The following is an 11,835-nucleotide window of genomic DNA, read 5'->3' as shown; positions in this document are numbered from 1 at the left end:
TCACGAATAATTTAGAGGGTAATGATAACAAGCGGCGGTTTTCAATAATCGGAGGAGGTAATAAGAGGATTTAAAAGATAAAAAAAAGCCTCGTCTTTCGACGAGGCTTTCTAATGGTGGTCGGTGAAGAGGGATTCGAACCCCCGACCCTCTGGTCCCAAACCAGATGCGCTACCAAGCTGCGCTATTCACCGACAATCGTTTTAGGCTTAAAGCCAAGGAAGTGAAAACACTACCTAAATATGGGGTGGCTAACGGGGCTTGAACCCGCGACAACCGGAATCACAATCCGGGACTCTACCAACTGAGCTATAGCCACCATTGTTAGTGGTCGGTGAAGAGGGATTCGAACCCCCGACCCTCTGGTCCCAAACCAGATGCGCTACCAAGCTGCGCTATTCACCGACTAAATCTTGCTTTTTAAAGGCTATCGCCTGAGAATACTGATTTAACAATCAATCTTCTAAAAGATGGGGTGGCTAACGGGGCTTGAACCCGCGACAACCGGAATCACAATCCGGGACTCTACCAACTGAGCTATAGCCACCATTGTTTCTATTTTACCAATTTTTTATACCGGATGGTGCGCCTGAAAGGATTCGAACCTTCGACCTTTGGCTCCGGAGGCCAACGCTCTATCCAGCTGAGCTACAGGCGCCTTGCCCTGTCGGCGGAGGTGAATATTACGGATCAGGGGGGTATTCGTCTAGTCTTTTTTTTGTTTTTTTTACTGTATGCTTTAATTTTAAACGATTAAGTGTTGATTAGCTTCATACAAATACAACCGCTCTGTTTATCACTTTAAATTTAACGGATATAATAACTTGGTTTTTACATTTTAAACATTTTGTAAATAATCACTGCCTAGTCTCAACAGTTCGATTAAAAACAATTCATTATATACGGCTGCGGCAATAGCACATAAATAATTTGGAAGTGTAAGGTGAGCTCAATGGAATTATCTCTTCGACAGTTAATTGTCGCGACAGTAGCAGCATTAACATTTGCTGGTTCAGTTGCTGCGGCTGATATGTCAGACGACGCTATCGCAGAACGAATTAAACCTGTTGGTTCGGTTTATTTAGAAGGTGATACCCCTACAGATACAGCAGCAACGTCAGGCCCTCGTTCAGGCGATGCAGTTTATGGCACCTTCTGTATTGCCTGTCATGGTTCAGGTGTTTTAAGTGCACCGAAAAAAGGGGATGCAGGTGATTGGAGCCCACGTTTAGCCAAAGGTATGGACGTATTAACCGATCATGCTCTTAACGGCTTTAACGCAATGCCAGCTAAAGGCTCATGTATGGATTGTAGTGACGATGAGATCGTCGCAGCAATTAATCATATGATTGAAGGTTTATAACAGCGCATTTAAGCCAATCAAAATAAGTAACACAAACTAAAAAGGTTAGCCTCTCGGCTAACCTTTTTTAATGCATATTTGCTGTTAACTTAATTCTTCTTAAACATGGCTGCACGTAAGTTGGCGATATGTGATTGCCCTTTCTGCATTCGCTCTTGTTGAGTAACTGGGCGCTTTTCAACATCCCAGTGCAAATCATCTTGTGGCAACTCATACAAGAAACGGCTTGGCTCCGGTTTTATCAACTCACCGTATTGTCGGCGCTCTTTACACAAGGTAAAGGTTAACTCTTTTTGTGCTCGCGTAATGCCAACATAAGCTAAACGACGCTCTTCCTCTACGTTACCTTCATCCACGCTGGTTTGGTGAGGCAAAATCCCCTCTTCGGCACCAACAAGGTACACATAGGGGAACTCTAAACCTTTAGAAGCATGAAGCGTCATTAACTGCACTTGATCTGCTTCATCATCTTCTTCACCACGCTCCATCATGTCTCGCAGTGTTAGGCGCTGAACGATCTCTTTTAACGTTTTAACTTCATTGTCATAGTTATCGCCCTCTAAATCCGCAGTCACCCAGCTATACAGCTGAGACACGTTTTTCATTCGCATCTCTGCCGCTTTGGGGCTTGGTGAGCTTTCGTACAGCCAGTCTTCATAATGAATATCACGTACTAACTCACGCAGAGCTGCGACAGAGTCACCCCGCTCAATATTCTCAGACATCTCAACAACCCAGCGAGTAAAACGCTGTAAATTTTCCAGCCCACGTCCCGTTAAGTGTTGCTCTAACCCTAGCTCAAAGCTGGAAGCAAATAAGCTTTTACCACGCATATTGGCGTAAGTACCCAGCTTTTCTAATGTCACAGGGCCGATTTCGCGGCGTGGCGTATTCACGATACGTAAGAAAGCATTATCATCATCAAGGTTGGTTAGCAGGCGAAGGTACGCCATGATATCTTTGATTTCAGAACGAGAGAAAAATGACGTGCCACCTGAAATCTTATACGGAATTCGGTTTTGCATTAATGACTTTTCGAACAAACGCGATTGGTGGTTACCACGGTATAAAATCGAATAGTCTTTATATCCCGTGTTGTTCAAGAAGCGGTGCGCAATCAATTCGCCGACAACCTTTTCGGCTTCATGCTCTTCATTTTTTGCTGTGATCACTTTCAGCATCTCGCCGTCGGGTATTTCAGAAAAAAGTGCTTTTTCAAACAAGTGCGGATTATTCGCAATCAATATGTTGGCAGTACGTAAAATCCGGCTGGTCGAGCGGTAATTTTGTTCGAGTTTTATCACCCGTAAACTGGGAAAATCTTTCTGCAATAAACCCAGATTCTCTGGCTGAGCGCCACGCCATGAATATACCGACTGATCATCGTCACCGACCACAGTAAAACGAGAACGCTCGCCGACTAACAGTTTCACAAATAAATACTGGCTGGTATTGGTATCTTGGTATTCGTCGACAAGTAAGTAACGAATTTTATTTTGCCAACGCTGACGCATTTCTTGATCGTCACGTAGTAGCAATACAGGTAATAAAATTAAATCATCAAAATCCAGGGCGTTATACGCTTTCATTTGTCGCTGATACAATTCGTAGCAATGGGCAAATAACTGATCACGTTCTGATTGGGCATAAGCTTGTGCTTCTGCAGCCGACAACATCTCATTTTTCCAATTGGAAATCGCAGACTGTAATAGCTTTAACAGATCTTTATCGCCGTCTAATTCATCTTCTGTTAATTCTTTTAACAAGGCCATTTGGTCTTGATCATCAAACAACGAAAAATTGGCTTTCAGACCAAGAGCTTTATATTCACGACGAATAATATTTAAGCCCAAAGTGTGAAAAGTTGACACCATTAAACCTTTGGCTTCTTTCTTACCCAAAGTTTTCCCAACACGCTCTTTCATTTCACGTGCAGCTTTATTGGTAAAGGTTAAAGCAGCGATGTTGCGAGCTTTATAGTCACAATGCTGAACTAAGTACGCAATTTTATTAGTGATTACACGGGTTTTACCTGATCCAGCCCCAGCTAGAACAAGACATGGCCCAGCTATGTATTTCACTGCTTCTGTTTGCCTTGAGTTCAGTTTCATCTGCTTATCCTGTTTCAAATTTTTATCGTGTTTACACCAACAGGCGCATTGTAGCGGGTTCTTACAACTTGTCTATTAAGCCCTCGTCGAAGCATTCACGAAACTAAAGGGGGATAAGAAAATACTTGCACAAAAATTTATGACATTTAAAATAATGAATGAACATTCATTCATTATTTTATTTAACATTGAATACCCCATGAACAATAAAAAAGAACGTATCTTACTAGCAACAGAAAAACTGCTCGCCGAGTACGGATTTCATGGGCTTTCCATGCAAATGGTTGCCAAAGAAGCTGGGGTCGCTGCGGGGACGATTTATCGTTATTTTGAAGATAAAGATGATCTACTCTACCAACTTCATGATCATATTTTAGGTTATGTTGCGAACAAACTGACACTTAATGTGTCTGATGAAATGCCGTTGAAACAACGATTTCGCACCATGTGGCTAAATATATGGAATATGGCAACGCGCGGTGATGCACCATTGATCAATAGAGGCCAGTTTGAAAACTTACCTCGCCGCGATAATCACGAGCAGCGATTATTAGAAAAAAAGATGTTTGCACAAGTTGATCGCCTCTTTGATGAGGGGAAAGCAAGCGGTCAATTTAAAGATCTCGATAATGAAATACTAAGTGTTTTAAGCCTTGAGCCTAGCAGTTGCCTGGCTCGTAAACATATGAAAGGCATTGTAATTGTCACCGATGAAGCGATAGACGCAGCCATCGATGCCTGTTGGGATGCCATAACTAAGCATTAACATTAGCAATTCCGGAGCACACCCTAAAATGAAAAAATGGATAGTGATGCTATTTGTCGCACTACTGCTGTTCGGTAGTGTGATAGGTTTTAATCTGATTAAGCAGAAAAAAATAGCAGAATATATGGCAAGTATGCCTGAACCTGAGTTTCCAGTAACCGTCATAGACGCCAAAGCAGGAAGTTGGGTTCCTGTGATTGACGCTATTGGCTTTATCGAACCCAATCAAGGTGTAATGATATCAACAGAAGCATCTGGTGTTATCGATGATATCGATTTTGAATCTGGCGCAATTGTAAAAGCGGGTCAAAAGCTTATCGCACTTGATTCTGATGTTGAAAATGCCAACTTACAAAGTAGCCAAGCACGTCTTCCTGCTGCAAAAGCAAAGTACATTCGCTATCAAGGTCTTTATAAGAAAGGGTCTATCTCAAAAGAATCTTATGATGATGCTGAAGCGGCTTACTTTTCGCTGGTTGCTGATATTAAAAGCCTAAAAGCGACGATTGATCGTCGTACTATCAAGGCACCTTTCGATGGTGTTGTTGGCTTACGAAATATTTTCCTTGGTCAATATATTCAGCCAGGAACTGACGTTGTTCGCCTAGAAGATACGACCTTAATGAAGCTGCGATTCACAGTGCCACAAACCGACATATCTGAAATCTATCTTGGTCAAGAAGTCGATATCTTTGTTGATGCTTACCCTGAAACACCGTTCAGAGGAAAAATCAGTGCCATTGAACCTGCTGTTAACTACCAGAGCGGTCTAGTTCAAATTCAGGCTGATATTCCAAACAACGATGGTCAGTTACGTTCAGGTATGTTTGCCCGCGCGAGCATTATTCTGCCAACGTTAGAAAACCAAATCATCCTACCGCAAACAGCCATTACTTTTACGTTATATGGCGATAATGTTTACGTGGTAAATAAAGATGACAATGGTGACTTACGTGCGCGCCAATCTGTTGTAGAAACAGGTGAACGCGACGGCGCTGTTGTGCACATTTTAAAAGGTGTGAAGGTTGACGATACTATTGTGACTTCGGGTCAGGTTCGTCTAAGTAATGACGCTAAAGTGCATATTGTTGAAAGCAATGCACTAGAAGCGCCAGCTGAAGTACCAATGCTATAATCCGGAGGATTAATGCGCTTTACAGATGTTTTTATTAAGCGTCCTGTTCTGGCGGTATCAATCAGCTTTTTGATTGCCTTACTTGGCTTGCAAGCTATCTTTAAAATGCAGGTTCGAGAATACCCCGACATGACCAATACCGTAGTAACGGTAACAACCAGTTACTACGGTGCAAGTGCCGATCTTATTCAGGGCTTTATTACCCAGCCTTTAGAACAAGCAATAGCACAAGCCGATAATATCGACTACATGACATCATCCTCAGTGCTCGGTTCTTCAACCATCACTGTCACGATGAAGTTGAACACCGATCCAAACGGTGCACTGGCTGATATTCTGGCGAAAACTAACTCAGTACGATCTCAGCTCCCGAAAGAGGCTGAAGATCCGACGGTAACCATGTCAACCGGCTCTACAACCGCGGTTATGTACATAGGTTTCACCAGTGACGAGTTAGTATCAAGCCAGATTACCGATTACTTAGAGCGCGTGGTTAACCCACAGCTATTTACCGTAAACGGTGTGTCGAAAGTCGATCTGTATGGTGGTCTAAAATATGCATTACGTGTATGGCTAGATCCACCAAAAATGGCAGCTTACAACCTAACGGCAACTGATGTAATGAGCGTATTAAGCGCCAACAACTACCAGTCTGCAACTGGTCAAGCTGTTGGTGAGTTCGTTCTGTATAACGGTACTGCCGATACCCAGGTATCTGATACTGACGAGCTGTCTAAATTAGTTGTCTCAACTAAGAATGGTCAAGTCATTCGCCTAGGTGATATCGCAAAAGTCTCATTGGAAAAAAGCCACGATATTTATCGTGCTTCTGCCAATGGCGAAGAAGCGGTTGTTGCCGCAATCAACGCAGCACCGAGTGCTAACCCGATCAACATCGCAGCAGATGTACTGACATTATTGCCTGAACTAAAACGCAATATGCCAAGCAACATCAAAATGAATGTGATGTATGACTCGACGATTGCGATCAACGAATCAATTCAAGAAGTAATCAAGACTATCGCTGAAGCGGCATTGATCGTATTGGTGGTTATTACCTTGTTCTTGGGTTCATTCCGTGCTGTTTTGATCCCAATTATTACGATTCCACTATCACTGATTGGTGTTGCCTTAGTGATGCAGATGTTTGGTTTCTCATGGAACCTAATGACACTGCTAGCAATGGTATTGGCAATCGGACTGGTAGTAGATGATGCGATCGTTGTTCTAGAAAACGTCGACCGTCATATTAAGCTTGGTGAGTCACCGTTCCGGGCTGCAATCATTGGTACGCGTGAAATCGCAGTACCGGTTATCGCCATGACCCTGACGCTGGGCGCAGTATATGCCCCTATAGCAATGATGGGGGGTATCACTGGTTCATTGTTTAAAGAGTTTGCCTTAACACTGGCAGGTGCTGTATTTGTATCAGGTATTATCGCACTAACATTATCACCGATGATGTGTTCGAAAATGCTAAAGGCTAATGAAAAGCCAAGTAAATTCGAATCAACCGTCCATGGCTTCCTGGACCGTATGACTAACCGCTATGAGAAAATGCTTGGCGGTATAATGACAATGCGCCCAGTGGTTATCGTATTTGCAGCAATAGTACTGACAAGCCTACCGTTCTTGTTTAAATTTATTCCAAGTGAACTTGCACCATCTGAAGATAAAGGTGTATTGATGATGATGGGTACTGCCCCATCAAACGCAAACTTGGATTACATTGAAAATACCATGCAAGAAGTTAACAAAATGCTGAGTGATCAGCCAGAAGTTGCTTATGCGCAGGTATTCTCTGGTGTGCCTAATTCAAACCAAGCCTTTGGTATTGCTTCAATGGTGCCGTGGAGTGAACGAGAAGCGAGTCAAGCAGACGTTGTTAAACGTGTTACTGATTTGGTGAAAGATATACCTGAAATGGCCGTAACAGCCTTCCAAATGCCTGAATTACCAGGTGCTGGTTCTGGCTTACCCATTCAGTTCGTAATCACAACACCAAACCAGTTTGAAAGCTTATTCCAAGTAACCACTGATATTTTGAATGCAGTTAAAAACAATCCAATGTTCGTATATTCAGATCTGGATTTGAACTATGACTCTGCCACCATGAAAATCAGCATTGATAAAGACAAAGCTGGTGCTTACGGCGTCACCATGCAAGATATTGGTATGACGTTAAGTACAATGATGGCAGACGGTTATGTAAACCGTATTGACCTGAATGGTCGTTCTTATGAGGTTATTCCTCAAGTTGAACGTAAGTACCGCCTAAACCCTGAATCAATCAATGGCTACTACGTCCGTGCTGCGGATGGAAAAGCGATTCCTCTTGGTAGCTTAATCACGATTGATGTTGTGGCTGAACCTCGTGCATTGCCTCACTTCAACCAGCTGAACTCTGCAACTATTGGTGCTGTACCTGCACCAGGAACAGCAATGGGTGATGCGATCAACTGGTTCCAAACAGAGGCTGTAGGCAAATTACCTTCGGGCTATCAGTATGACTTTATGGGTGAGGCACGTCAGTACGTAACTGAAGGTAATGCCTTATACATGACGTTTGCTCTAGCACTCGCCATTATCTACTTGGTACTAGCGATTCAATTCGAATCATTGCGTGATCCGCTTGTTATTCTTGTATCTGTACCACTGGCTATTTGTGGCGCATTAATCGCCCTCTCTTGGGGTGCTGCATCAATGAATATCTATTCTCAGGTCGGGTTAATCACCCTCATAGGTTTGATTACCAAGCACGGTATTCTTATTTGTGAAGTCGCCAAAGAAGAGCAATTACTGCATCAGAAGAATCGTATGGAAGCCGTTATGGAAGCTGCGAAGGTTCGTCTTCGTCCAATCCTAATGACTACCGCCGCGATGATCGCTGGTCTTATTCCACTACTTTATGCTTCGGGTGCAGGTGCAGCACAGCGCTTTAGTATTGGTATCGTAATTGTTGCGGGTCTGGCAATCGGTACAATCTTTACCTTGTTCGTACTACCAGTGATTTATACTTACTTGGCAAGTATTCACAAGCCTTTACCTACCTTTATGGAGGATAAGGATTTGGAAAAGTTAAAGCGGGCTGACGAAGCGAGAAACGCTTTGAAAGCTCGTGATTGCTAATTCAATAAATATAGATTCAGAGGCCGCCATTGTGCGGCCTCTTTTATTTTCACGATTCAACGACGACAATTGCGCTGTGATTGAATAAAATAACCACAACAAACTTTAACCCGTTACGGAGCTACTAAAGCTATGTTTGATCCAAAAAAGCTAGAGCAAGTTGCTAAGCAGATCCAAGAATCAATGCCTCAGCCAGTAAAAGAATTAGGCGTTGATATAGAACAGAAAGTTCGCCAGGTAATTCAAGCACAACTTGGTAAATTAGATGTGGTTAATCGTGAAGAGTTTGATGTGCAGACTCAAGTTTTATTGCGTACTCGCCAAAAACTCACTGAGTTAGAAAAGAAAATGGCAGAACTTGAAGAGAAACTAACAACCACACCTAAAAGCGAAGATGAATAATCGCGATTTATAGAATAGTTTATGGTCAATCATGAACAAATAAAAAGCCCAGCACATAATCGTGTTGGGCTTCTTTTTTCCGTTTACTTATGGGAAATTAATCACCAACAGCAATACGCTTCATGTCTGTCATGTAGCCACGTAACTCTTGACCAACCCACTCAACAGGGTGGCTACGCAATGTCTCATTCACAACAATTAGTGTTTCATTGCTAACTTGGTTGCTCACTTCACCCAAGCCACGGCCAATAACATCGGTATCAACGTCAGCCATAAACTTCTCACGAAGTAGTGGAGTTGCTACGTTAGCAAATAGGTAGTTACCATATTCCGCAGTATCTGAAATTACTACGTTCATTTCATACAGGCGCTTACGTGCCACTGTATTCGCAATCAACGGTAGCTCATGTAGTGATTCATAATATGCTGATTCTTCAACGATACCTGATGCCGTCATTGCTTCAAACGCAAGCTCAACACCAGCACGAACCATAGCAACCATCAAAATACCGTTATCAAAGTACTCTTGCTCTGGGATTTCGACATCAGTTGCAGGGTAATTTTCGAATGCTGTTTCACCCGTTTCTTCACGCCAGCCCAGTAGGTTAACGTCATCGTTAGCCCAATCAGCCATCATAGTACTAGAGAAGTGCCCTGTAATGATGTCATCCATGTGTTTGTTATACAGTGGACGCATTAGATCTTTAAGTTCTTCAGAAAGCTCAAACGCTTTCACTTTTGCAGGGTTTGATAAGCGATCCATCATATGTGTGATACCACCAAACTTCAGTGCTTCAGTGATCGTTTCCCAACCATACTGTAGAAGTTTACCGGCGTAACCTGCATCGATACCATCAGCAATCATTTTCTCGTAACAAACGATTGAACCTGCTTGTAGCATGCCACACAAAATTGTTTGCTCACCCATAAGATCAGATTTAACTTCGGCAACAAATGATGATTCTAATACGCCAGCACGGTGGCCACCAGTTGCAGCAGCCCAAGCTTTAGCGATTTCTTGACCATCACCTTTTGGATCATTCTCTGGGTGAACAGCAATAAGTGTTGGAACACCAAAGCCACGCTTATATTCTTCACGTACTTCAGTACCAGGACACTTAGGTGCAACCATTACAACAGTGATATCTTTACGAATCTGCATGCCTTCTTCAACAATGTTGAAGCCATGCGAATAACCAAGGGCAGCCCCTTCTTTCATCAGTGGCATTACCGTTTCAACCACATTCGAGTGCTGCTTATCAGGCGTTAGGTTAACCACTAAGTCTGCAATTGGGATTAGCTGCTCGTAACTACCTACCTCAAAGCCATTTTCTTTCGCATTCTTGTACGACTGACGCTGCTCATCAATCGCCGCTTGACGTAACGCATAAGAAACATCAAGACCAGAATCACGCATATTTAGGCCCTGATTTAGACCCTGAGCACCACAACCAACAATAACGACTTTCTTACCTTTCAGGTAGTCAGCCTCTGTTGCAAACTCATTACGATCCATAAAACGACAACGACCTAGTTGATCTAACTGCTGACGTAAGTTTAAGGTATTGAAATAATTAGCCATGGTGACACTCTCCGTGAATTCTGCTCTTTAGGTCGACACTCTCTTGTCGAATAACCTGATAGTAGAACAGGTGTTTCGTTGCGCAAAGTGATATATTCACAATAAGTAATTGCAAAAAATGCAACGAGACTAATGAACATAAAAAACTTACAGTTATTCCTTCATTTGTGTGATTCAAAAAGCTTTAGTAAAACCGCACAAAAGATGCATATAAGCCCTTCAGCGCTAAGCCGAATCATTCAACGACTAGAAGATGACATTAACCAAACTTTATTTGTACGCGATAACCGAAGTGTAGAATTAACATCAGCAGGAAGGAAACTATTGCCTGTCGCATCTTCAATCGTGACGAGCTGGATAGAATTGAAAGCAGAATTAAAAGACGAGACTCATTCACTTCAAGGTAAGTTAAAAATGTTTTGCTCTGTCACAGCAAGCTATAGCCATTTGCCGAGTATTCTTAACGAATTTCGCCTTACCTACCCACAAGTCGAAATTCAATTACGCACAGGTGACCCGGCTGAAGCGATAGACAAAGTCATCTCTGGTGAAGTTGATATTGCGATTGCAGCGAAACCTGAGACTCTACCATCAAAGTTAACTTACATAGAGCTTGATCAAGTTCAGATGTCAGTCATAAGTCCACTTATAGCACCATCTGCAATTCAAAAGTACTTAACAGGCGATCCTGATTGGCAATCGCTCCCTTTTATCTTACCTGAATCTGGACCCGCCAGATCTCGTGCTGATAAATGGTTTAAAGCAAAAAAAATCCAGCCCTCTATCTACGCGCAAATATCAGGTCATGAAGCAATTGTTAGTATGGTCGCACTTGGATGCGGGGTAGGTATTGCGCCAGACGTTGTCATTAACAACAGTCCTATGAGCAATAAGGTACAAAGGCTAACTAATGAATCAATTGAGCCTTTAAGCCTAGGATTATGCTGTAAACAGTCACGAGAAAAAGAACCTTTACTGCGTGCTCTATTGCAGCTCTTTTAGTGCTGTAGTGAAGGGGTTAAAATATTTACCTCTCGACAGACGTAAAAAAGCCCTAGTCTTTCCTGCTCCACCGTAAACAGGGGGCCTCTTCAATAATGGCTACGTTAACGGGACTTTCTATTTACCTCGAAACCAGCGCGAATCCAGCGTGACAGGCCGCTAAGCTCTACAATAAAAAGCCTAATCAACTGAACTACCACTCCGCAGTATCTATTCAGTTTTCATTTTCTATAGACGTAAAAAAGCCCTAATCTTTCGATTAGGGCTTCTTCAATAATGGCGGAGTGGACGGGACTCGAACCCGCGACCCCCGGCGTGACAGGCCGGTATTCTAACCAACTGAAC

8 protein-coding genes and 5 tRNA genes are annotated in these 11,835 nt (G+C 42.8%); 6 read left to right on the top strand and 7 right to left on the bottom strand.

Going from position 1 to position 11,835, the window contains the following annotated elements:
* Positions 1-117: 117 nt before the first annotated feature.
* From C9J47_RS16115 to C9J47_RS16095, 5 genes are all read right to left on the bottom strand, one after another.
* Positions 118-194: transfer RNA gene (locus C9J47_RS16115), tRNA-Pro, on the bottom strand.
* Between the two features lie 49 nt (positions 195-243).
* Positions 244-319, bottom strand: a tRNA-His gene (locus tag C9J47_RS16110).
* 9 nt (positions 320-328) lie between these two features.
* Positions 329-405: transfer RNA gene (locus C9J47_RS16105), tRNA-Pro, on the bottom strand.
* A gap of 66 nt (positions 406-471) precedes the next feature.
* A tRNA-His gene (locus C9J47_RS16100) sits at positions 472-547 on the bottom strand.
* 34 nt (positions 548-581) lie between these two features.
* Positions 582-658, bottom strand: a tRNA-Arg gene (locus C9J47_RS16095).
* 294 nt (positions 659-952) lie between these two features.
* Between C9J47_RS16095 and C9J47_RS16090 the strand changes: the two genes are divergently transcribed.
* Entirely contained in the window at positions 953-1,363 is a 411-nt protein-coding gene (locus tag C9J47_RS16090; protein ID WP_011216916.1) for a c-type cytochrome, read from the top strand.
* An 89-nt stretch (positions 1,364-1,452) separates the two neighbouring features.
* On the opposite strand, the gene rep is transcribed toward C9J47_RS16090, so the two are convergent.
* Entirely contained in the window at positions 1,453-3,474 is a 2,022-nt protein-coding gene (gene rep / locus C9J47_RS16085) for a DNA helicase Rep (protein ID WP_107254432.1), read from the bottom strand.
* A 154-nt stretch (positions 3,475-3,628) separates the two neighbouring features.
* Between rep and C9J47_RS16080 the strand changes: the two genes are divergently transcribed.
* The 4 genes from C9J47_RS16080 (at position 3,629) to ubiK (ending at position 8,906) form a co-directional block, all read left to right on the top strand.
* A complete protein-coding gene (locus C9J47_RS16080; protein WP_107254640.1) occupies positions 3,629-4,240 on the top strand; it encodes a TetR/AcrR family transcriptional regulator in 612 nt (203 codons plus the stop codon).
* A 28-nt stretch (positions 4,241-4,268) separates the two neighbouring features.
* Positions 4,269-5,375 (top strand): efflux RND transporter periplasmic adaptor subunit, encoded by a 1,107-nt coding sequence (locus C9J47_RS16075; protein WP_107254431.1) that lies wholly within the window; start codon positions 4,269-4,271, stop codon positions 5,373-5,375.
* A gap of 12 nt (positions 5,376-5,387) precedes the next feature.
* Positions 5,388-8,504: a multidrug efflux RND transporter permease subunit gene (locus tag C9J47_RS16070; protein ID WP_107254430.1), complete on the top strand. Its 3,117-nt coding sequence runs from the start codon at positions 5,388-5,390 to the stop codon at positions 8,502-8,504.
* Positions 8,505-8,636: 132 nt separating this feature from the next.
* On the top strand, positions 8,637-8,906 hold the full coding sequence (gene ubiK / locus C9J47_RS16065; protein WP_107254429.1) for a ubiquinone biosynthesis accessory factor UbiK: 270 nt from the start codon (positions 8,637-8,639) through the stop codon (positions 8,904-8,906).
* Positions 8,907-9,003: 97 nt separating this feature from the next.
* Here the strand turns inward: ubiK and ilvC are convergent, their stop codons facing one another.
* Positions 9,004-10,488 carry a ketol-acid reductoisomerase gene (ilvC, locus tag C9J47_RS16060; protein ID WP_107254428.1) on the bottom strand — a complete coding sequence of 495 codons (1,485 nt, stop codon included), beginning with the start codon at positions 10,486-10,488 and terminating at the stop codon, positions 9,004-9,006.
* A 132-nt stretch (positions 10,489-10,620) separates the two neighbouring features.
* Between ilvC and ilvY the strand changes: the two genes are divergently transcribed.
* Positions 10,621-11,490, top strand: coding sequence for an HTH-type transcriptional activator IlvY (gene ilvY, locus C9J47_RS16055; RefSeq protein WP_107254427.1), 870 nt, complete (start codon positions 10,621-10,623; stop codon positions 11,488-11,490).
* Positions 11,491-11,835 lie beyond the last annotated feature (345 nt).

It is taken from the genome of Photobacterium indicum (assembly GCF_003026215.1).
GTDB lineage: Bacteria > Pseudomonadota > Gammaproteobacteria > Enterobacterales > Vibrionaceae > Photobacterium > Photobacterium indicum.
Note: the sequence above shows the minus strand (reverse complement) of the source record. Positions and strands in the feature narration are given on the sequence as shown.

Bases quoted from the DNA above. Each gene is read 5' to 3' on its own strand.
- C9J47_RS16090 (WP_011216916.1), top strand. From the start codon at position 953: ATGGAATTATCTCTTCGACAGTTAATTGTCGCGACAGTAGCAGCATTA.
- rep (WP_107254432.1), bottom strand. From the start codon at position 3,474: ATGAAACTGAACTCAAGGCAAACAGAAGCAGTGAAATACATAGCTGGG.
- C9J47_RS16080 (WP_107254640.1), top strand. From the start codon at position 3,629: ATGAATGAACATTCATTCATTATTTTATTTAACATTGAATACCCCATG.
- C9J47_RS16075 (WP_107254431.1), top strand. From the start codon at position 4,269: ATGAAAAAATGGATAGTGATGCTATTTGTCGCACTACTGCTGTTCGGT.
- C9J47_RS16070 (WP_107254430.1), top strand. From the start codon at position 5,388: ATGCGCTTTACAGATGTTTTTATTAAGCGTCCTGTTCTGGCGGTATCA.
- ubiK (WP_107254429.1), top strand. From the start codon at position 8,637: ATGTTTGATCCAAAAAAGCTAGAGCAAGTTGCTAAGCAGATCCAAGAA.
- ilvC (WP_107254428.1), bottom strand. From the start codon at position 10,488: ATGGCTAATTATTTCAATACCTTAAACTTACGTCAGCAGTTAGATCAA.
- ilvY (WP_107254427.1), top strand. From the start codon at position 10,621: ATGAACATAAAAAACTTACAGTTATTCCTTCATTTGTGTGATTCAAAA.